The sequence below is a fragment of the Streptomyces sp. LUP47B genome (assembly GCF_001746295.1).
Classification (GTDB): domain Bacteria; phylum Actinomycetota; class Actinomycetes; order Streptomycetales; family Streptomycetaceae; genus Streptomyces.
This window is the reverse complement of the sequence record NZ_MJAH01000009.1, coordinates 1-21,044: the sequence shown is the minus strand read 5'-3', so window position 1 is coordinate 21,044 and position 21,044 is coordinate 1. Positions and strand designations below refer to the sequence as shown.

General features: G+C 69.2%; 21 protein-coding genes and 1 rRNA gene. 4 read left to right on the top strand and 18 right to left on the bottom strand.

Annotated elements, in window-relative coordinates:
• Positions 1-37: 37 nt before the first annotated feature.
• On the bottom strand, positions 38-940 hold the full coding sequence (locus BFN33_RS26335) for an SAM-dependent methyltransferase (protein WP_069762651.1): 903 nt from the start codon (positions 938-940) through the stop codon (positions 38-40).
• Between the two features lie 224 nt (positions 941-1,164).
• On the opposite strand from BFN33_RS26335, the gene BFN33_RS53255 reads away from it, so the two are divergent.
• Positions 1,165-1,338 (top strand): hypothetical protein, encoded by a 174-nt coding sequence (locus BFN33_RS53255; RefSeq protein ID WP_176742472.1) that lies wholly within the window; start codon positions 1,165-1,167, stop codon positions 1,336-1,338.
• Between the two features lie 29 nt (positions 1,339-1,367).
• Here the strand turns inward: BFN33_RS53255 and BFN33_RS26330 are convergent, their stop codons facing one another.
• The 7 genes from BFN33_RS26330 to BFN33_RS26300 all read right to left on the bottom strand — a co-directional run bounded on the left by BFN33_RS26330 (position 1,368) and on the right by BFN33_RS26300 (position 9,269).
• Entirely contained in the window at positions 1,368-1,727 is a 360-nt protein-coding gene (locus BFN33_RS26330; RefSeq protein WP_069762650.1) for a DUF805 domain-containing protein, read from the bottom strand.
• Positions 1,728-2,020: 293 nt separating this feature from the next.
• Positions 2,021-3,013: a porphobilinogen synthase gene (gene hemB / locus BFN33_RS26325; protein WP_069762649.1), complete on the bottom strand. Its 993-nt coding sequence runs from the start codon at positions 3,011-3,013 to the stop codon at positions 2,021-2,023.
• Positions 3,014-3,622: 609 nt separating this feature from the next.
• Positions 3,623-5,329 (bottom strand): bifunctional uroporphyrinogen-III C-methyltransferase/uroporphyrinogen-III synthase, encoded by a 1,707-nt coding sequence (locus tag BFN33_RS26320; RefSeq protein WP_069762648.1) that lies wholly within the window; start codon positions 5,327-5,329, stop codon positions 3,623-3,625.
• Positions 5,326-6,285 carry a hydroxymethylbilane synthase gene (gene hemC / locus BFN33_RS26315; protein ID WP_079141025.1) on the bottom strand — a complete coding sequence of 320 codons (960 nt, stop codon included), beginning with the start codon at positions 6,283-6,285 and terminating at the stop codon, positions 5,326-5,328. The genes BFN33_RS26320 and hemC overlap by 4 nt, the downstream gene beginning before the upstream one ends.
• Positions 6,282-7,991, bottom strand: coding sequence for a glutamyl-tRNA reductase (locus BFN33_RS26310; RefSeq protein WP_069762646.1), 1,710 nt, complete (start codon positions 7,989-7,991; stop codon positions 6,282-6,284). Before BFN33_RS26310 ends, hemC begins: the two co-directional genes overlap by 4 nt.
• On the bottom strand, positions 7,988-8,755 hold the full coding sequence (locus BFN33_RS26305) for a redox-sensing transcriptional repressor Rex (protein ID WP_069762645.1): 768 nt from the start codon (positions 8,753-8,755) through the stop codon (positions 7,988-7,990). The genes BFN33_RS26310 and BFN33_RS26305 overlap by 4 nt, the downstream gene beginning before the upstream one ends.
• Positions 8,756-8,990: 235 nt before the next feature.
• Positions 8,991-9,269: a glutaredoxin family protein gene (locus tag BFN33_RS26300; protein ID WP_069762644.1), complete on the bottom strand. Its 279-nt coding sequence runs from the start codon at positions 9,267-9,269 to the stop codon at positions 8,991-8,993.
• 103 nt (positions 9,270-9,372) lie between these two features.
• Here BFN33_RS26300 and BFN33_RS26295 point away from each other — a divergent pair, with 103 nt between their 5' ends.
• From BFN33_RS26295 to BFN33_RS26285, 3 genes are all read left to right on the top strand, one after another.
• Positions 9,373-10,299, top strand: a complete 927-nt coding sequence (locus BFN33_RS26295) for an HAD family phosphatase (protein ID WP_069762643.1) — start codon at positions 9,373-9,375, stop codon at positions 10,297-10,299.
• 315 nt (positions 10,300-10,614) lie between these two features.
• A complete protein-coding gene (locus tag BFN33_RS26290) occupies positions 10,615-11,388 on the top strand; it encodes an ECF subfamily RNA polymerase sigma factor, BldN family (protein ID WP_057608126.1) in 774 nt (257 codons plus the stop codon).
• 233 nt (positions 11,389-11,621) lie between these two features.
• Positions 11,622-12,833 (top strand): DUF5667 domain-containing protein, encoded by a 1,212-nt coding sequence (locus tag BFN33_RS26285; protein WP_069762642.1) that lies wholly within the window; start codon positions 11,622-11,624, stop codon positions 12,831-12,833.
• Positions 12,834-13,068: 235 nt separating this feature from the next.
• On the opposite strand, the gene BFN33_RS26280 is transcribed toward BFN33_RS26285, so the two are convergent.
• The 10 genes from BFN33_RS26280 to rrf all read right to left on the bottom strand — a co-directional run bounded on the left by BFN33_RS26280 (position 13,069) and on the right by rrf (position 20,914).
• Positions 13,069-14,121, bottom strand: a complete 1,053-nt coding sequence (locus tag BFN33_RS26280) for a lysophospholipid acyltransferase family protein (protein ID WP_069762641.1) — start codon at positions 14,119-14,121, stop codon at positions 13,069-13,071.
• A 14-nt stretch (positions 14,122-14,135) separates the two neighbouring features.
• A complete protein-coding gene (locus BFN33_RS26275) occupies positions 14,136-15,197 on the bottom strand; it encodes an NAD-dependent epimerase/dehydratase family protein (protein WP_069762640.1) in 1,062 nt (353 codons plus the stop codon).
• A 206-nt stretch (positions 15,198-15,403) separates the two neighbouring features.
• A complete protein-coding gene (locus BFN33_RS50205; RefSeq protein ID WP_003948845.1) occupies positions 15,404-15,502 on the bottom strand; it encodes a 30S ribosomal protein bS22 in 99 nt (32 codons plus the stop codon).
• 176 nt (positions 15,503-15,678) lie between these two features.
• The gene (locus tag BFN33_RS26270) at positions 15,679-15,888 is read right to left on the bottom strand and encodes a helix-turn-helix domain-containing protein (RefSeq protein WP_016437488.1); all 210 of its coding nucleotides are present in this window, start codon (positions 15,886-15,888) and stop codon (positions 15,679-15,681) included.
• A 129-nt stretch (positions 15,889-16,017) separates the two neighbouring features.
• On the bottom strand, positions 16,018-16,833 hold the full coding sequence (locus BFN33_RS26265; RefSeq protein ID WP_069762639.1) for a phosphatase: 816 nt from the start codon (positions 16,831-16,833) through the stop codon (positions 16,018-16,020).
• 103 nt (positions 16,834-16,936) lie between these two features.
• On the bottom strand, positions 16,937-18,109 hold the full coding sequence (locus BFN33_RS26260) for an acetoin utilization protein AcuC (protein WP_069762638.1): 1,173 nt from the start codon (positions 18,107-18,109) through the stop codon (positions 16,937-16,939).
• Positions 18,060-19,271 (bottom strand): MFS transporter, encoded by a 1,212-nt coding sequence (locus tag BFN33_RS26255; RefSeq protein ID WP_069762637.1) that lies wholly within the window; start codon positions 19,269-19,271, stop codon positions 18,060-18,062. Before BFN33_RS26255 ends, BFN33_RS26260 begins: the two co-directional genes overlap by 50 nt.
• Positions 19,272-19,337: 66 nt before the next feature.
• Complete coding sequence (locus BFN33_RS26250; RefSeq protein WP_069762636.1) at positions 19,338-20,021, bottom strand: VC0807 family protein; 684 nt, start codon at positions 20,019-20,021, stop codon at positions 19,338-19,340.
• Positions 20,022-20,090: 69 nt separating this feature from the next.
• On the bottom strand, positions 20,091-20,735 hold the full coding sequence (locus BFN33_RS26245) for an HAD family phosphatase (protein ID WP_069762635.1): 645 nt from the start codon (positions 20,733-20,735) through the stop codon (positions 20,091-20,093).
• Between the two features lie 62 nt (positions 20,736-20,797).
• Positions 20,798-20,914: ribosomal RNA gene (gene rrf, locus BFN33_RS26240) — 5S ribosomal RNA — on the bottom strand.
• Positions 20,915-21,044: the final 130 nt, after the last annotated feature.

The following is a 21,044-nucleotide window of genomic DNA, read 5'->3' as shown; positions in this document are numbered from 1 at the left end:
CGCGATACGGACGTCGCGCACCCGCTCACGCCTGCGCTCACGCCTTGGTGCCGGTCGCTCCGTAGACGTTGATGTCGTCGTCCGTGACGTCGTTGATGTCCCGGTAGCGGATCTTCTCGATGTCGTCGAGGGATTCGAAGTCCTCGGCGTCGATGGCCGGCGGCGCGGGCGCGGGCCCGGGGTGCCACAGATGCGCGGGCACGACACCGGGCTCGTCCAGGGAGACACCCGGCACCTCGGTGAAGAACCGCTCCACCTCGCCCTTGGACCGGAACACGAAGGTGAACCCGCGTTCGGTGTAGGTCCGCTGGACCGCGCGGGTGGGCTCGGGATGCATCTCGTCGGTCAGATGACTGAGCACGATCCGGCTGCCCGCGGGCAGGGCCTCCGCGAGCTCCCGCACGATCGGATAGGCCTCGTCGTCCTCGACGAAGTGCAGGATCGCGACCAGGCACAGCGCGATCGGCTGGTCGAAGTCCAGGGTCTTGGCGGCCTGTTCGAGGATCTGCGCGGGGCTCTTGAAGTCGGCGTCGATGTAGTCCGTGCGCCCCTCGGGGCCGCTGGTGAGCAGCGCACGGGCGTGCGCCAGGACCACCGGATCGTTGTCGACGTAGACGACCCGCGCATCGGGGCGGATCCGCTGGGCGATCGTGTGGACGTTCTCCGCGGTCGGCAGCCCGGTGCCGATGTCGAGGAACTGCCGGATCCCGTCCCGCTCGGCCAGCCTGTCGACGGCCCGGCGCATGAAGTCACGGTTGTGGCGAACGTCGAGGTAGCCGCGGGGGTTGGCGGCGAGCGCGGCGGCGGCCGCCTCACGGTCGGCGGGGTAGTTGTCCTTGCCGCCGAGGAAGACGTCGTAGACGCGGGCCGGATGCGCCTTGGTGGTGTCGATCCTCTTGGCCAGTTCGGCCGGGTCCTGGCTCAGCGCGTCACCGGACATGGGCGTCTCCCCTGTGAATGTGTCGGACAACCACCGCGTTGGTCAAAAACCTAACTCCCAGGCCGACTTGATGGTGCCCGGTGTCCGAGTTGCCCCGTCCCGCATCCCACGAAGGGGATTCGGGAAGCCACATCTCCGCAGGTCAGCACAGCCTTCGACAGAAGTCCGTCCCGAATCCCCCACCAGGGCTGGCGATCGCGCCCGCTCCCCCGCAGCCTGATCCCATGCCCACCCGACCCCACACCCCCCACATGCTCACCGCGACCGCCCTCGTGCTCCTCGCCCTTGCCACGCTGACGGGATGCAAGGACGGCCAGGGAGTACGCGACGAGGGACCGGCCACGAACAAGGCGGCCGCGGTGAGCCCTTGGGAAAGCCAGAAGGCCGCCCGGCACTGACCGGGCGGCCTCGAAGCAGAACTACGTCATCACACATGCGCGGGGGCGAGGGCCTTCGGGTTCGGGCCGTACTTGTTGTCGCCCGGCTCACCGTCGAGGCAGGTGAAGACGAGGAGGGTGATGCCACCGACGAGCGGAACCAGACCGAACAGGACCCACCAGCCGCTGCGGCCGGTGTCGTGCAGGCGGCGCACGAGGACGGCGAGGCTGGGGAGCAGGATGGCGACGTAGAAGACGATCGGGATCCACGTCTGCTTGGCCACGACGCCGATGACGGCCAGCACGATGTAGATGATCGTGACGAACAGGGTGTACATCCAGTATTCCTTGCGGCGCGCGCGGCCGCTGAACACGGCGTACTTCTTCAGCACATCGAGGAAGTAGTTCATGGTGGTGTCCCCCAGGGATCGACGTTCGGAACTGTTCCGAATGGATCAGGCCAGGCGCAGAAGATATGGAGGATGTCGGGAACTCGTCAATTCGACGGATGTAAGCGGTGCATCAGGTCGTGCACCTGACGGACCCTGACAAATCCACCACGCCAGGGGACGGATACCGGACAGATCACCAGAAGATCACCGTCCGAACTGGGGGCTGTTGTCCGGACGTTGGCCGGAACGAGCTCCGCCCGTATCCGGACCGAGCTCGAACCGTTGCCGCGACACGCCGTCCGGCGGCTTCGTCAGCGAAGCTTCTGAGCCACCTCGGTCGCCCAGTAGGTGAGGATGTTCTGCGCCCCGGCCCGCTTGATCCCGGTCAGCGTCTCCAGGATCGCCCGGTCCCGGTCGATCCAGCCCTTCTCGGCGGCGGCCTCGATCATCGAGTACTCACCGGAGATCTGATACGCGGCGACGGGCACGTCGACCGCGTCCGCGACCCGCGCGAGGATGTCGAGGTAGGGCCCGGCCGGCTTGACCATCACCATGTCGGCACCCTCCTCAAGATCGAGGGCGAGCTCGCGCAGCGACTCCCGCGCGTTGGCGGGGTCCTGCTGATACGTCTTGCGGTCACCCTGCAGCGACGACGCGACGGCCTCCCGGAACGGCCCATAAAAAGCAGACGCGTACTTCGCGGTGTACGCCAGGATGGCCACGTCCTCCCGCCCGATCTGGTCGAGCGCGTCCCGGATGACCCCGACCTGCCCGTCCATCATCCCGCTGGGTCCCACGACATGGGCGCCCGCGTTGGCCTGGACCTGGGCCATCTCGGCGTACCGCTCGAGGGTGGCGTCGTTGTCGACACGCCCCTGCTCGTCGAGCACCCCGCAGTGCCCGTGGTCGATGGTCTCGTCGAGACACAGATCGGACATCACGAGCAGGTCGTCCCCGACCTCGGCCCGCACGTCCCGGATGGCGACCTGCAGAATCCCGTCGGGATCGGTGCCCGGCGTCCCAAGAGCGTCCTTCTTGGACTCCTCCGGCACCCCGAAGAGCATGATCCCGGACACCCCGGCCGCCACGGCCTCCGCGGCCGCCTTCTTCAGACTGTCCCGCGTGTGCTGCACGACCCCGGGCATCGCCGAGATCGGCACCGGCTCACTGGCCCCTTCCAGCACGAACGCCGGGAGGATGAAGTCAGCGGGGTGCAGCCGGGTCTCAGCAACCATGCGGCGCATGACGGGGTTGGTCCGCAGCCGCCGGGGCCGCGTGCCGGGAAAGGATCCGTACATCGTCATACCCCTAAGCTACGCCCGCCTCGTACCCCCCTTTGCCGACGCCTCGTCGGAAGCGACGCGCCCATTGGGGGTGCCGGTTCGGGTCCGTGCGCGGCTGCGGGCCGGTGGGGGCTGGTCGCGCAGTTCCCCGCGCCCCTGGGGCGTTGCGGTCACCCGCGCCACGACGGACCGTTCGCCGTACCGCGCGCCACGATGGACCGTTGGCCGCACCGCGCGCCACGACGGGCCGTTGGCCGCGTACGGCGCGAAGGGGCCGGGGTGGGGGGTGTCCGCCCGCAGCGGCCGGCGTCCGTTACCGAGCACCACTCAAGGAACCGAGCCGCCGGACCGAGGACGGACACCCCCCGCCCCGGCCCCSACCCACCCACCGAACCCCACGCGCTACACCCGCCCCCACCGAAGCCGAAACAGGCCGCCGCAGGCATCCAGGGGCGCGGGGAACTGCGCAAAAAACGCCCGCCCCCACCGAACCCGCACCCGCACAGCCCGCCTCAGGCACCCAGGGGCGCGGGGAACTGCGCAAAACGCCCGCCCCCACCCAGCCGCATGGCCACACGGTGGCTCCGTCAGCCTGAACCAGGCCACCGCAGCCACCACGCCCCACAACACTCAGGTCGTCGACCGCCGCCGCCGAGCCCCCGGCCGCCGCTCACTCGGCCGTGTCACCGGATCCCCGGCCTCGGCCGCCGCCGCCCGCCGCTTCAGCCCGAAGTCGGCGAGGGCCTCGGCCAGCTTGTGCACGGACGGCTCGGGAGCCATCACATCCACCCGCAGCCCGTGCTCCTCGGCGGTCTTGGCCGTAGCGGGCCCGATGCACGCGATCACGGTCACGTTGTGCGGCTTCCCGGCGATACCCACCAGGTTCCGCACGGTCGACGACGACGTGAAGAGAACGGCGTCGAACCCGCCCCCCTTGATCGCCTCCCGCGTCTCCGCCGGCGGCGGCGAGGCCCGCACGGTCCGATAGGCGGTGACGTCGTCGACCTCCCACCCGAGCTCGATAAGGCCCGCCACCAGCGTCTCGGTGGCGATGTCGGCACGCGGCAGGAACACCCGGTCGATCGGATCGAAAACAGGGTCGTACGGCGGCCAGTCCTCGAGAAGACCCGCAGCCGACTGCTCCCCGCTCGGCACCAGATCCGGCTTCACACCGAACGCGATCAGCGCCTTCGCCGTCTGCTCGCCCACCGCGGCGACCTTGATCCCCGCGAAGGCACGCGCGTCGAGCCCGTACTCCTCGAACTTCTCGCGTACGGCCTTGACGGCGTTGACCGAGGTGAAGGCGATCCACTCGTAGCGCCCGGTCACCAGACCCTTGACCGCCCGCTCCATCTGCTGGGGCGTTCTCGGCGGCTCCACGGCGATCGTCGGCACCTCGTGCGGCACGGCCCCGTAGGACCGCAGTTGGTCGGAGAGCGAGGCCGACTGCTCCTTCGTACGCGGTACGAGAACCTTCCAGCCGAACAGCGGCTTGTTCTCGAACCACGACAGCTGGTCGCGCTGCGCGGCGGCCGAACGCTCACCGACCACGACTATCACCGGCCGCCCGCCCTCGGGCGAGGGCAGCACCTTGGCCTGCTTGAGCGTCTGGGCGATGGTGCCCAGGGTGGCCGTCCAGGTCCGCTGACGGGTGGTCGTACCGGCGACCGTCACCGTCATCGGGGTGTCGGGCTTGCGCCCTGCCGCGACCAGCTCGCCCGCGGCGGCACCGACGGAGTCCAGGGTCGTCGACACGACCACGGTCCCGTCCGACGCCCCCACCTCCGTCCAGCACCGGTCGGAGGCCGTCCGCGCGTCCACGAACCGCACGTCCGCGCCCTGGGCGTCGCGCAGCGGAACACCGGCGTACGCGGGTACGCCGACGGCTGCGGCGACACCGGGCACGACCTCGAAGGGCACGCCCGCGCGGGCGCAGGCCAGCATCTCCTCGGCGGCGTACGCGTCGAGCCCGGGGTCCCCGGACACCGCACGTACGACCCGCCTGCCGCCCCGCGCGGCCTCCATGACAAGATGTGCGGCATCCCGTACAGCGGGGACAGCTGCGGTTGTTGACGAGCCGTCAACGATCGTTAGTTGGGGCGCGCCCGTGCCCGGAACCGGAGTCGAAGGGGACTCCGTGTCCGTGTTCACGACGGCGACGCCCGAGCGAGCGTGGACGCGTACGACGTCGAGCACTTCGTGCCCGGCGACGAGAACGTCCGCGTTCGTGAGCGCCTCGACGGCGCGCAGAGTCAGCAGTCCCGGATCTCCGGGTCCGGCACCGAGGAAGGTGACGTGCCCGTGTTCAGGACCGGCGGGAAGAGTGGTGGGGCTCACTGTGCTCGCTCCCCCATCAGACCGGCCGCGCCCTGGGCAAGCATCTCGGCCGCGAGTTCACGGCCGAGCGCCATTGCTTGGTCGTATGTCTCGGGCACGGGACCGGTGGTGGACAACTGCACCGTGCGAGAGCCGTCGGTCGTGCCGACGACGGCCCGCAGGCGCATTTCCTTGACAATCTGCCCGTCGGCCAGCAGGTCGGCCAGCGCGCCCACAGGGGCGGAGCAGCCGGCCTCCAGGGCGGCGAGCAGTGACCGTTCGGCGATCACGGCGACCCGCGTGAACGGGTCGTCGAGCTCGCCGAGCGCTGCGATCAGGTCCGCGTTGTCCGCGGTGCACTCGATCGCGAGTGCTCCCTGGCCGGGAGCGGGCAAAACTGTGTCGACCGAGAGGAAATCGGTCACTTCGTCGATACGGCCGATGCGGCTGAGTCCTGCCGCGGCCAGCACGACCGCATCCAGCTCACCATCGCGCACGAACCGCACCCGGGTGTCGATGTTCCCCCGGATCGCAACCGTCTCGATATCAAGTCCGTGTGCGCGGGCGTACGCGTTCAGCTGCGCCATGCGCCGGGACGAACCGGTACCGATGCGGGCACCGCGGGGCAGGTCGGTGAACTTCAGGGCGTCCCGGGCGACGATGACGTCCCGCGGGTCCTCGCGCTCGGGTATCGCGGCCAGCGCCAGCTCGTCCGGCTGCCCGGTCGGCAGGTCCTTGAGCGAGTGCACCGCGAAGTCGACCTCACCCTTGAGCAGGGCCTCGCGCAGCGCGGTCACGAAGACACCGGTGCCGCCGATCTGCGCGAGCGCCTCCTTGGACACATCGCCGTATGTGGTGATCTCCACGAGCTCGACGGGCCGCCCGGTCACCTGGCTCACGGCGTCCGCCACCTGCCGCGACTGGGCCATGGCGAGTTTGCTCCGCCTGGTCCCGAGCCGTAGCGCCTTGGTACTCATGACGAGCCTCGGTCTTTCTCATCGGTGGTGCTTTCCTCGGCGCGGGAGACGGCGGCCACCGTCTCGGGGTCGAGGTCGAACAGAGTCCGCAACGCGTCCGCGTACCCGGCTCCGCCGGGCTCAGCCGCGAGTTGCTTGACCCGTACGGTCGGCGCGTGCAGCAGCTTGTCGACCACGCGCCGCACGGTCTGCGTGATCTCACCGCGCTGCTTGTCGTCCAGCCCCGGCAGCCGCCCGTCGAGCCGGGCGATCTCACCGGCGACGACCTCGGCGGCCATGGACCGCAGGGCCACGACGGTGGGCGTGATGTGCGCGGCCCTGAGCGCGGCCCCGAAGGCGGCGACCTCGTCGGCCACGATACGACGGACCTGGTCGACGTCGGCCGCCATGGGAGCGTCCGCCGAAGCCTCGGCGAGCGACTCGATGTCCACGAGCCGCACCCCGCCCAGCCGGTGCACGGCGGCGTCGATGTCCCGGGGCATGGCGAGGTCGAGCAGGAAGAGCGAGGGGGTGGGCCGCGGAATCTCGGCGACGGGCTCGGGCCTGCGCCGCTCGGGAACGCGCCCGATGACGGCGGCGGTGGCCGCGAGCGCCGCGATGGTGTCGGCTTCCGCGACGGGATCGAGCACGGTGGCGACCGACCCGGAGCTCTGCGGCCGCGGCGCGTTGTCCACCCAGGCCGCGTGCTGCTCCAGCTCGGAGGCGGCCATCCCGGCGACAGCGGCCTCGCCGAGCACGGAGAAACCGGGGGTGGCGGGCATGGGGGCCAGGTCGAGCGGACAGTTCTCGTCGGTCGCGGAGCCTGCGGGCCGTGCCGCCGGGGCGGCTCCCGGCCCACGGGAGGGCGGCACCTCGTCGGCGCCGGGCTGCGCGACCGACCCCCGCGCCGCGGCAACGGCCTCGGCATTGAGCACAAGGCCGGTGGCGCCCGTACAGGACACCACGACATCTGCACGTGTCAGCTCGTCCGACACCGAATCCATCGGTACCGCGCGGGCGGACACGTCCCCACCTTCGTTCAGGATCTCCGCAAGCCGCTCGGCCCGGTCAGCCGTCCGGTTGGCGACGACGATCTCCGCGATCCCGACCCGCGCCAGTGTCGCCGCGGCCAGGGAGGACATCGACCCGGCCCCGATGACCAGCGCCTTCTTCCCCCGAGCCCAGTCCGACACCTCCGCACCGAGAGCGAGCTGCTCCAGCCCGAACGTGACCAGCGACTGCCCGGCCCGATCGATCCCCGTCTCGGAGTGGGCCCGCTTCCCGACCCGCAGCGCCTGCTGGAACAGGTCGTTGAGCAGCCGTCCGGCCGTGTGCAGTTCCTGCGCCCGCGCCAGCGAGTCCTTGATCTGCCCGAGGATCTGCCCCTCCCCCACGACCATGGAGTCCAGCCCGCAGGCCACGGAGAAGAGGTGATGAACGGCCCGGTCCTCGTAGTGCACGTAGAGATACGGAGTGAGCTCGTCGAGCCCCACCCCACTGTGCTGCGCGAGCAGCGTGGACAGCTCGGCCACCCCGGCGTGGAACTTGTCCACGTCGGCGTACAGCTCGATCCGGTTGCAGGTCGCGAGGACGGCGGCCTCGGCGGCCGGTTCGGCGGCGACCGTGTCCTGCAGCAGCTTGATCTGGGCGTCCGCGGACAGCGTGGCCCGCTCCAGCACGCTGACCGGCGCGCTGCGGTGGCTCAGCCCGACGACGAGGAGACTCATGCCGGCATCACGGCGGGTACGTCCCCGTCGGGCCCTTTGTCGGCGGAGTCCCTGCGGGCGGCGACGACCGGACCGGCGCCGTCGGCCGCGGCGGCGGCCTCCTCACCGGCCTTGCGCTGCTCGTGGAAGGCGAGGATCTGCAGCTCGATGGAGAGGTCGACCTTGCGCACGTCGACGCCGTCCGGCACGGACAGCACGGTCGGCGCGAAGTTCAGGATGGAGGTGACCCCGGCGGCCACGAGCCGGTCGCAGACCGGCTGGGCGGCACCGGCGGGGGTCGCGATGACACCGATCGACACGCCGTTGTCCTCGATGATTTTTTCCAGGTCGTCCGAGTGCTGCACCGGAATGCCCGCGACGGGCTTGCCGGCCATCGCCGGATCGGCGTCGATCAGCGCCGCGACACGGAATCCACGGGACGCGAACCCGCCGTAGTTGGCGAGAGCGGCGCCGAGATTTCCGATACCGACGATCACAACCGGCCAGTCCTGGGTCAGGCCGAGTTCGCGGGAGATCTGGTAGACGAGATACTCGACGTCGTAGCCGACACCGCGTGTTCCGTAGGAACCCAGGTAGGAGAAGTCCTTGCGCAGCTTCGCGGAATTGACCCCCGCGGCGGCCGCGAGTTCCTCGGAGGAAACTGTGGGTACCGAGCGCTCCGACAGTGCGGTCAGCGCTCGTAGGTACAGCGGAAGCCGGGCGACGGTGGCCTCGGGAATCCCTCGGCTACGGGTCGCCGGTCGGTGAGTTCGGCCAGTTGCCACGGTGCTCCTGCGGGTAGAGCGGGGCTGTAGGCGGTCATGCGTCCCCAGACCGCCCCGTCGAATGCAGGCTATGTCTTTGTGAACGCGTGCACAAAGATGGTGTCCGATTTGCCCGGCCAACGTGACCGGGGTCACGCGCGTCTCTCTCGGAGGCAAAACCGCACACTTCCCTCATCAATCCCGCCCCCAAGACCAAGTCGCCATCGATCCTAAGCGACCGGCCGGACCAGTTGGACTAGTCGGTCAGGGCCTTGCGGAGGCGATCTTCGTTCACGCGCCAGAAGGTGTGCTGTTCACCGTCGACGAGTACCACCGGGATCTGCTCCCAGTACTGATCGTGGAGTTGAGGATCCTGGTCGATGTCCTTGTACTCCCAGGGAACCCCGAGATCTCCACACACTTTCTCGATCACGGCCTGAGCGTCGTCACACAGATGGCACCCCGGCTTGCGGATGAGGGTGACGAGCCGTTCCTCGGGAAGCCTGGCCGCCGCGCGGCGGAAGATGGGACTCATGTCAGCCATTCTCGCTCCTGCTTAACGGCGCGGTCGCGGAGAGTTCACACCCTTCAAACCTCTCGACTCCGGAACCACCGAACAGAATGGCTATGCTCACGCCATGGCCGCTCTAGGATGGCTCACTCCCCGTAGGCGCTCCGCCACGGCGCGGAGCGTGTTGGCAGGCGAGGCCTCGGCCGAGGCTGCGCGCAAGTCCTCCCAGGAGGTCGAGGAGACCCCTGGCACGGAACCGGAGTCCCAGTTCCCGGTCCTGGGCGACGACAAGGCCGCCGCCTTCTTCGACCTGGACAACACGGTGATGCAGGGCGCCGCCCTCTTCCACTTCGGCCGTGGCCTGTACAAACGGAAGTTCTTCGAGACCCGCGACCTCGCGAAGTTCGCCTGGCAGCAGGCGTGGTTCCGCCTCGCCGGCGTCGAGGACCCGGAGCACATGCAGGAGGCCCGCGACTCGGCACTGTCGATCGTGAAGGGCCACCGCGTCGCCGAGCTCCAGTCGATCGGCGAGGAGATCTACGACGAGTACATGGCCGAGCGCATCTGGCCGGGCACGCGCGCGCTGGCGCAGGCGCACCTGGACGCGGGCCAGAAGGTGTGGCTGGTCACAGCGGCCCCGGTGGAGATCGCCCAGGTGATCGCCCGCCGCCTCGGCCTCACCGGCGCCCTGGGCACCGTGGCGGAGTCGGTGGACGGCGTCTATACGGGCAAGCTCGTCGGCGAACCCCTCCACGGCCCCGCCAAGGCGGAGGCGGTCCGGGCCCTGGCAGCGGCGGAGGGCCTCGACCTGTCGCGCTGCGCGGCGTACAGCGACAGCCACAACGACATCCCGATGCTCTCGCTGGTCGGCCACCCCTACGCGATCAACCCGGACACCAAGCTCCGCAAACACGCCCGTCAACTGGACTGGCGCCTGCGGGACTACCGCACCGGCCGCAAGGCGGCGAAGGTCGGCATCCCGGCGGCGGCCGGCGTGGGAGCGGTGGCAGGCGGTACGGCGGCGGCGATCGCCCTGCACAAACGCCGTCGGTAGCCGGGCGAACACGCCAATCCCCGGGTTTTACGGGCGTAACCCCGTGTGCAGGCACATTGGCTGCACACGGCCACAACACGCCCCGTTCCCTGGCAGAACGCGACCGCTTTCGATCAACAATCGGTCACTCTCCGGCACTTGAACCGCTCTCAATCGGTTACAGAAGCGACGTAATCGATGAATAGAGCAACTGGGTGTAGCAGGGCCTGCACTAAGCGTTATTCTCCTCAGACGCAATCCGGTACCCCTTCCGTCGCTACGACGGGTGAACGGTCCGGTACTGCACGTGATGGAAGCTCTGCCTCTGGGAGTCCCGTGTACCCACACGTCGGGGTTGACGCCTCGGGCCTGGCTACGCTGCGCGCAACGGTCCTGGACCTGTTGCGCGGCTTCGTCCCCACCGCGTACGCCGTCCCCGCCCTCGCCGCAGCCGCGGCACCGATCGGCCCGTGCTACGCACTGGCCGACGGTTCCGCGGCCGTCGGCAGACGAGGGCGTTCGACCGGCGCCGCCCCCGCCCGCCGTCCGGCTGCGGACAGCGACAGCGCCCGCATGATGGACCTGGTCGAACGCGCCCAGGCCGGCGAGGCCGACGCCTTCGGCCGCCTGTACGACCAGTACAGCGACACGGTGTACCGGTACATCTATTACCGGGTAGGAGGTAAGGCCACCGCCGAGGACCTGACGAGCGAGACATTCCTGCGCGCGCTCAGAAGAATCGGCACGTTCACCTGGCAGGGCCGCGACTTCGGCGCCTGGCTCGTCACCATCGCACGCAACCTCGTCGCCGACCACTTCAAGTCGAGCCGGTTCCGTCTCGAGGTCACCACCGGCGAGATGCTCGACGCCAACGAGGTCGAGCGCTCGCCCGAGGACTCCGTCCTGGAGTCGCTCTCCAACGCCGCGCTGCTGGACGCCGTCCGCCGGCTCAACCCTCAGCAGCAGGAGTGCGTGACCCTCCGTTTCCTCCAGGGTCTCTCCGTCGCCGAGACCGCCCGGGTGATGGGCAAGAACGAAGGCGCCATCAAGACCCTCCAGTACCGGGCCGTACGCACCCTGGCCCGTCTCCTCCCGGACGACGTCCGCTGAGAGCGCACAGTCGGTGACCGCCAACTCGCTCTCGGTGAAAGTCCGTTGCCTTCCCGATCCGATCATCCGCCGTCCGTAACCCAAGTGCCACGCCGCTCGTTGTGCGGGATGCAGGCTCCCTGTGGTCACTCCCTGGCCGACTTCGATCACTCGCTCGAGTGCTTGTGGTCAGGGTGTGCAACCCTCAGGACCCCCTGGGGAGTCGACCGTCATGACGAGAGGAGGTGCCGCCAGTGATCGCGAACGTATCGGCGCACCGGCGGGCGAACGCCTTCGCCCAGGCCCTGGAGGAGCAGTCCGACCGGGACCCGGCGGCCGAGCAGTCCGAAGGACGCCAGCCGGCCGCTGGGGAACACACCGGACAGGACCGCCTGTTGACCCTCGCGGAGTGTCTTGGCGAGCTGCCCAGGCCTGAGCTGGACCCGGAGGTCAAGGTCGTCCAGCGAGCCCAGCTGGTGGCCGCGATGGAGGCCATGCTGCTGGAGGGCGACGGGGTGGAGACCGCGGTCCCCGAGCAGCGCTCCCATCGGGCGGGAGCCGCCCACCGGGCGAGTCCGCTCGGGAAACTGCGACCGCGTTCCCGGCTCACCAAGGGCCTGGCCGCGGGTGGCCTGAGCGTCGGAGTCGCCGCCGGAGCCTTCGGCGGAGTGGCCGCGGCCAGTTCGGACGCTTTGCCTGGGGACTCGCTGTACGGCCTCAAACGCGGCATCGAGGACTTCAAGCTGTCCTACCTGTCCGAGGGCGACGACGAGCGCGGTGTGGCGTACCTCGACCAGGCCTCCACGCGGCTGAGCGAGGCCCGCCGCCTGATGGAGCGCGGCCGGGGCGGTCACCTCGACCACGAGTCCCTGAGCGAGATCCGCCGCGCCCTGTCCGGCATGCAGCACGACGCCGCCGAAGGCCACCGACTGCTGCACGAGGCGTACGACCGCGACCCGAACTCCCTGGGCCCCATCCAGGCCCTCTCCAGCTTCTCGCGCTCGCACCGCGAGGCCTGGGGCGCGCTCCGCGAGCGGCTGCCCGTGCAGCTCGGCGATGTCAGCAACCAGGTGTCGTCGGTCTTCGACGCCATAGACGAAGAGGTCGCCCCGCTGCAGTCCCTCCTGCCCGAAGCCCCCGCCCGAAGCGACGGCCCGGGACAGCGACAGCGCTCCGGGACGGCGTCCTCGGACCCCTCGACCGGTTCCGGCCGGTCCACGGCCCCGGGCACCGGCGGCGGCTCCGAGCACAGCGGGGGCAGCAGCCCCAGCAAGTCGGCCACGTCAGGCGGCGAGGACGACGGCCTGCTCGGCGGCAACACCGGCGGTCTCCTGGACCCCCCGAAGGCCACCGGCACCGCCACCCCGACCTCCCCCGCCCCGTCCTCCGACCCGGACGTCACCCTCCCGCCCCTCCTCCCGGGCCTCCTGCCCGGCCTGGGAATCGACAGCGAGAACACGAACTAGCTCTTCCGGTACGTCGACGGGGGCGCCCTTCCTGGGAAGGGCGCCCCCGTCGACGTACAACATAAAAACTCAGAAGAACACCGACCGCCGCTGCCCCAGCAGCTTTGCCCCTCCTGTCTGCTGCCCTCGCACTGCTGCGCAGGCTTCGGACAGCTGCGCCGGACTCCGTCCGGCGGCTCTACCCGGTCACGGCGCTCTCATGGCCGTCGGCCGACGGCCATGTCCGCCGGCCGGCTCAGAAGAACACCGACCGCCGCTGCACCAGCAGCTTGTACAACGTGTGCTGGATCTGTTCCCTGACCTGGTCGGTCAGGTTGAACATCAGCATCGGATCCTCCGCGGCCTCCGGCGGATAGCCGTCCGTCAGGATCGGCTCACCGAACTGGATCGTCCACTTCGTCGGCAGCGGAACCGCGCCCAGCGGGCCCAGCCAGGGGAAGGTCGGGGTGAGCGGGAAGTAGGGGAAGCCCAGCAGGCGGGCCAGCGTCTTCGCGTTGCCGATCATGGGGTAGATCTCCTCCGCGCCCACGATCGAGCACGGGATGATCGGGGTGCGCTGGCGCAGGGCCGTGGAGACGAACCCGCCCCGGCCGAAGCGCTGGAGCTTGTAGCGCTCGCTGAACGGCTTGCCGATGCCCTTGAAGCCCTCCGGCATCACACCGACCAGTTCACCGCGCCCCAGCAGCCGCTCGGCGTCCTCCGCACAGGCGAGCGTGTGACCGGCCTTGCGGGCGAGTTCGTTGACCACCGGCAGCATGAACACCAGGTCCGCCGCCAGCAGCCGCAGGTGCCGGTTCGCGGGGTGCTGGTCGTGGACGGCGACCTGCAGCATCAGGCCGTCCAGCGGCAGCGTCCCGGAGTGGTTGGCGACGATCAGCGCGCCGCCCTCCGCCGGGATGTTCTCGACGCCCTTCACCTCGACCCGGAAGTACTTCTCGTACACCGGCCGCAGCAGCGACATCAGGACCTGGTCGGTGAGTTCCTCGTCATAGCCGAAGTCGTCGACCTCGTAGTCCCCGGTGAGCCGGCGGCGCAGGAAGCTGAGGCCTCCGGCGATCCGCCGCTCCAGGCCGCCCTCGTCGTTCGCCTGCTGCGGCGGCTCTTCCTCACGCGTCACAGGAACATCATCCTGCGCGGAGGCCCTGCTGGGCAGGGGCTGGACCTCACGGACCAGCGCGGGCTCGGAGCCCTTGCGCCGGTTCCCCGCGCCACGGCGCCGCGCCGGCCGCTGTACGGCGCCTGCGCGGGACCGGTCGTCGTCGAACGGAATGACCTTGGCGTCCGCCATCGTTGATGCGCTCCTCAGTTGGCGCTCTGCGTCGGGGGGTGACCGCCACCCGCGAGGGGCAGCGCGGCGATCCGGTCGACGGCCCCCGCGAGGGCCTCCGGCGGCAGCAGCCCGGGTCCCTGGCTGCGCGCGAACTCCGCGAAGGTCTCCGCCGTCGTGTACTTCGGCCGGAATCCGAGCGTCTCACGCATCTGGACCGTCGACACGACCCGGCCATGGGTGAGCAGCCGGATCTGCTCGGGCGAGAAGTCCGTCATGCCGAGGGTCCGCACCAGCGAACCGGCCCAGGTGACGGCCGGCAGCAGCAGAGGCACGGTAGGCCGTCCGAGCCGCCGGGAACACTGCGACAGCAACAGGACCCCGTCGCCCGCGATGTTGAAGGTGCCGCTGTTGAGCGTGCCCCGCTCCGGTTCGTGCGAGGCGATCCTGAGCACCTCGATCACATCGTCCTCGTGCACGAACTGCAGCCGGGGGTCGTACCCGAACACGGTCGGCAGCACGGGCAGCGTGAAGTACGAGGCGAGCGGGGTGTCCGCCGTCGGCCCCAGGATGTTGGCGAACCTCAGCACGCACACGGCCACGTCCGGCCGCCGCCGCGCGAAGCCCCGCACATACCCCTCGACCTCCACCGTGTCCTTGGCGAAGCCGCCGGACGGCAGGGACTTGGGCGGCGTCGTCTCCGTGAACACGGCGGGATCCCGCGGCGCCGAGCCGTACACGTTCGTACTGGACTTCACCACGAGCCGCTTGACGTTCGGCGACTTCTGACAGGCCCCGAGCAGCTGCATGGTGCCGATGACGTTGGTCTCCTTGACCGTGGTCCGGCTCCCGCTGCCGAGCGCCATCGCCGTCACATCCAGGTGTACGACGGTGTCGGCGGCCGTCTCGGCCAGTACCCGCGCGATGCCGGGCTGCCTGATGTCCGCCTGGACGAAGTCCGCACCGCCCAGATGATGCTCCGGCGTCACCGCGTCCACGGCGATCACCCGGTCCACCTGCGGGTCACGCTGGATGCGTCGTACGAACCGGCCCCCCAGCTGTCGGGCCACTCCGGTCACGAGCACGACCTTTCCCAAGATCAGCGCCTTCCTTCCAGCCCTCGTACCGCCCTGTCCTGTGCCGCGTTCCCCGTGTGCGCCAACCTAGCGGGTTGTTGTTGCGCTGTGATGACCGCCCACTGCATGAGGTGACGACATCCAGCCCACGGAGTACGTCCTGACACGCGTATGGCCCCCCACCGGCAATAGGTGGGGGGCCACAAAACACGCTTCCGCGCCGTCGCCTACTTCTTGTTGCGACGCTGAACGCGCGTGCGCTTGAGCAGCTTGCGGTGCTTCTTCTTGGCCATCCGCTTGCGCCGCTTCTTGATAACAGAGCCCACGACTACCCTCGCTCACTTCTCATCACTCGGTGCTGGGCGCCATGGGCCCATACGACCTACAAGGGGCTAGCCTACCCGCCCGAGCGCTGAGCTCGTAATCGAGGTGAACCGGGGAGATCAGAAGGGGTCCACGAGTGCCCTGAGGCCCCCTCGGGACCTCCCCGGATCCGCTGTCGTCAGGCCGTCTCCACCCCCACATAACTCTCGCGGAGGTACTCGTGAACCGCGTTCTCGGGGACGCGGAAGGACCGCCCCACCCTGATCGCGGGCAGATGACCGCTGTGCACCAGCCGGTACACGGTCATCTTCGACACTCGCATCACCGAGGCGACTTCCGCCACGGTAAGGAACTGAACCTCGCTCAGAGGCCTCTGTTCAGCAGCCATGACACACCTGAACCTTCCGCACTCGACGGCCACCGGCTTCCCCTTCCGGTGACTCTTCGTCGCTGCGTGCTCACTCCCCAATGTAGGGGCGGGTGATGCAAGTGGGGAAGAGGTGCACCCATCGGCGGCCTACTGTGACAGACACGCTCGATTGAGTACGTAGCGGGTCAGCGGCAGGTAGTAATCGGACCGCACAGCGTCATCAAGTGGAACGACGACGGACACGGCCCCCTCGGCTTCCCCCACAAAGAGCGCGGGGTCATCCGTATCCGCCAGCCCAATCGCCTCAAACCCCAGCTGACCTGCTCCGCAGACCCATCCGTGATCCCCGACCACGAGCTCGGGAAGCGGGCCGCCGCTCTCCGCCGCGGCCGCCAGCGCGGTACGAACCGGCAGTGGTGAGTGCGAGTGTGCGCCGGTCTCACAACCGGAGCTCTTCGCGGCCGGTCCCCGCAGGAGCGCGACTCCTCGTACGTAGTCAAGGTTGTACGTGCGTAGACCGAACCGGGTCGTTATGTCGACACAGCGACCATGCGCAGGGGTGAGGACGGTACATCCCGCCGCCGAGAGGGCGTCCGCGATGGCGGCGTAGAAGCCGAGCAGTCGGTGCGGGTGGCCGGTGCCGAGGAGCACGGCCCCGCTGCGCTGGGCAACTGCCTCGAGCCGCTCCGCGAAGGCGTCGAGCGCGACGAGGGTTCGCTCAGGATCGATCACATCATGGCCACTTGCGTGCCGCGGATCGCCCGAAACACCGCACTTGTCGGCCATGAGACCGATCAGATCCCGCTCTTTCCACGACCACTCGGGATCGATTCCGATCAGGACCCTCGGATCCCGAGCCGCGAACAACCGATAACTCCGCAGACTCTCCTCCCGCGAGGTGGCCACGGGACCGGCCAGACGAGCGGCCAGCAGATGGGCGCGGAGGGCACCGGTGCTCAACACGTGAGTGATGGTGACGGAAGGGCGCGAAGGAAAGGATGCGAACAGGGAAACACCGCACAGTTGGCGTAACGGACCCGACACGCCTGCGGGCCGTCGTGACCTGCTACGCCAACAGCCCGCGCAACGGGAACACCGCCCGCCGAGTGGCCAGCACCGCCTGATCCAGCCGGTCCGCGGGGTCGTACCCCGCATCCCACTCCGCATAGGCCACCGGCCACCGGCCGTCCGTCATCCGCGCCGGCGCCAACTGCCGGGTCCGGGCGAACACCTCCTGCCGCCACCCCTCGGGAATCATCGCCTCGGGCTCGACCGGCCGCCCGGCAGCGATCCCCACCAGATGCGTCCAGGACCTGGGTACGACATCCACAATGGCGTACCCCCCGCCCCCGAGCGCGATCCACTTCCCGCCGGCGTACTCGTGCGCCAGCTCATGACACGCCACCTGCACAGCCCGCTGCGCGTCCAACGACACCGCGAGATGAGCCAGCGGATCCTCGAAGTGCGTATCGGCCCCGTGCTGCGTCACCAGCACATCCGGCCGGAAGTCGGCAATCAGCTCCGGCACCACCGCGTGGAACGCCCGCAACCACCCCGCGTCCCCCGTCCCAGCCGGCAACGCCACGTTCACGGCGCTGCCCTCGGCCGAGTCCGCCCCCGTCTCCTCCGGCCACCCGGTCTGCGGAAACAGCGTCCGGGGATGCTCGTGCAGCGAGATCGTCAGAACCCGGGGATCCTCCCAGAACGCCGCCTGCACCCCGTCCCCGTGATGCACGTCGACATCCACATAGGCGACCCGCTCGGCCCCCAGCTCCAGCAACCGCGCGATGGCGAGCGAGGCGTCGTTGTAGATACAGAACCCGGAGGCACCGCCGGGCATCGCATGATGCAGCCCACCCGCGAAGTTCACCGCGTGCAGCGCCTGCCCCCGCCACACGGCCTCCGCCGCCCCCACCGACTGCCCGGCGATCAGCGCGGACACCTCGTGCATCCGCTCGAAGGCCGGGTCGTCCATCGTCCCCAGCCCGTACGACTGGTCGGCCGCCCCCGGGTCCACGGAAGCCGCCTTCACGGCCTCGACGTAGTCCTCCCGGTGCACGAGCCGCAACGTCGACTCGCCCGCCGCCTTCGCGGACACGACCTCCACGTCCCGGTCCAGCCCGAAGGCATCCACCAGTCGCCGGGTCAGGTCGAGCCGGACCGGATCCATCGGATGGTCCGGACCGAAGTCATAGCCCGTTACTGCCTCGTCCCACATCAGCTGTGCGCGGCCGCTCATGCCCGCCACCGTATCGGTCCGGTTGAGCCGCGAACGACTTGGCGTACACCAGCGTCACCAGCACCAACACCATCGGCACCAGCATGGCCCCGCGATAGCTCCACGTGTCCCCCAAGGCCCCCACCAACGGCGAACCGACCAGAAACCCCACGTAATTGAAGACGTTGAGCCGGGCCACCGCCGCATCCGACGCCCCCGGGAACAACCGCCCGGCCGCCGCGAAGGTCTGCGGCACCAGCACACACAACCCCAGCCCCAGCAGAGTGAACCCGAGCATCCCGACCCATGGTCCGGGCGCCACGGCCACCACCGCGAAGCCCCCGGCCGCCACCAGCGACCCCAGCCGTACGACCGTCGCGGCCCCCAGCCGCCGCACCCCGAAGTCCCCTATGGTCCGCCCGATCAGCGTGGTCACCATGTACACGTTGTACGGCACGGTGGCCAGCTGCTCCGAGCTCCCGAGCACGTCCTGCAGATACTTCGCGCTCCAGTTGGAGACGGTGGAGTCCCCGATGTACGCGAAGGTCATCACCAGACACAGCGGCAGCAGCAGCTTGAAGACCACCGTCTGTCCGCCCTGCGGCTTCTCCTCCACGAGGGTCGCGTCCCCGTCGACGTACCACCGACTCCCCACCAGGCACAGCGGCAACAGCACCAGGACGACCGGCAGATAGGACACGAACAGCGCGAGATGCCAGTGTGCCCCCACCCAGGCGAGCGAGGCCCCGGCGATCCCGCCGAGACTGAACACCGCGTGGAAGCTCAGCATGATGCTGCGCCCGTACGCCCGCTGCAGGCTCACCCCGAGCATGTTCATGGACGCGTCGAGCATGCCCACGGCAAGCCCGAAGGCGCCGAGCGAGACCCCCAGTTCGACCGTCGAGTCCCCGGCCCCCACCCCGAGCAGCGCCAGGAGCACGACCGGCTGGGCGAACCGCAGCAGCCGGCTGGGCCGTATTCGCTTCACCAGGTGCTCGGTGGAGACGCTCCCGACCCCGGCGAGGATCGGCACGGCGGCCAGGAAAGCGGGCAGCAGCGCGTCGGAGACGCCGTACCGATCCTGGATGGCGGGGATCCGCGTCACCAGCAGAGCAAAGGCGACACCTTGCGCGAAGAAGCTGAACGCCAGCGAGGCCCTACCGCGCCGCAGCACATCTGTCATGGCGGCGAGCGTAGGGCCCCGGCGTACTCGTGGGTAGATCCAGCCAAAGATGAATTTCACTCAGCTTTATCGGGCGAGGGCGACCTCAGGCCTCGACGCGCATTCCGTCCTCGTCTCGGCGATCAGCATCCGGGCCATCGGTCCGGCGCCCACCGCCCCGCTGACCAGGAAAGCCACGGCCATCGCCACGATCATGACGACGGTCCCGAGCCAGACCATCGTGTCCACGGACAGCGTGTATGCCCCTACGACCCGCAGCACACACTCCGCGAGCAGAACGACCCCCCACACCACCGAGAACCGCCGCTCGGCCCGCCGGAAGTCCGCCGACCCGTCCTGGAGCCGCGCCCAGGCGGCCTCCCTCTCCGCGATCCCCTTCACCAGCCAGGGCTTCATCCCCGCGGTCATCATCGGCCTCCCGAGGGCGACGGAGACGAGGATGCCGATCCCGATCACACTGCTGACCCCGCTGTCCTTGGCGAGCATCAGCCGCGGGTCGCCGGCCACGAAGCTGAGCAGCAGCCCCACGACGTTGACCGCGAGGATGAGGGCGGCGAGACCGTTGACCGTCCGCTCCCTCACCACGCTCCAGCCGGTCCGTACGGCCGGGACGACACTGCTGAGGCCCAGCGCCATCAACGTGCTCATGCCGAGCCCGTCCTTGAGCAGGTAGTACGCCCCGATCGGCACAGCCACGTCCACGATCAGAGGAGCCAGGTTCGCGCGCTTCGAGTTCGTCTTCGTCGTCATGCCCTCAGCTTCTCGTCCGGCGAGGGGGTCCCAGTAGAAACGATCGTCCGGACCTCGGCATGACAAATGTCAGACGAGCAGGTCAGCCAACTCGCCCATGTCGGAGAAGAGTTGGCTGGCCCCCGCCAGCTTGGCAGCGGGCGTCATGGCGGTGAAGCCGTACACGTCCATCCCGGCCGCGACAGCCGCCTGCACGCCCAGCGGACTGTCCTCGACCACCACACACCGCCCCGTCTCGACCCCCATCCGCTCGGCGGCGTACAGGAACAGATCCGGCGCCGGCTTGCCCCGCCCGACATCCTGCGAACTGAAGATCCGCTCGTCCGCGAACCACCGGTCGAGCCCGGTCGCCCGATGCCCCACCCGGATCCGCTCATGACTCCCGGAGGACGCCACGCAGTACGGCACCCCGTCCGCGGCCAGCTTCTCCAGTACGCCCGCCACGCCGGCCACCGGCTGCAACTCCCGCTCGAACGCGGCGAACACCCGCGCATGGAAGACGTCGTCGAAGTCCTCCGGCAACCGCCGCCCGGTCCGTTCCAGGACCAGGTCGTGGATGCGATGCATGGCGGAGCCCATGTAGTCGCGGATGGAGTCCTCGTAGGAGGTCGGGTGCCCGAGCTCAGTCAGATACGCCGCGAGATGCCGATTGGAAATCGGCTCACTGTCGACGAGAACACCGTCGTTGTCGAAGATGACGAGGTCGTAGCGCATGGTATCGAGCCTAAACGCAGAAAACCCCCGTTCCGAATGGAACGGGGGTTTTCTCAAAATTTGTTCGGCGGTGTCCTACTCTCCCACAGGGTCCCCCCTGCAGTACCATCGGCGCTGTAAGGCTTAGCTTCCGGGTTCGGAATGTAACCGGGCGTTTCCCTCACGCTATGACCACCGAAACACTATGAAGTTACGACCGGAAACACGACACGGTCGTTGCCTCAGAACTAACACAGTGGACGCGAGCAAATATGGACAAGCCCTCGGCCTATTAGTACCGGTCACCTCCACCCATTACTGGGCTTCCAG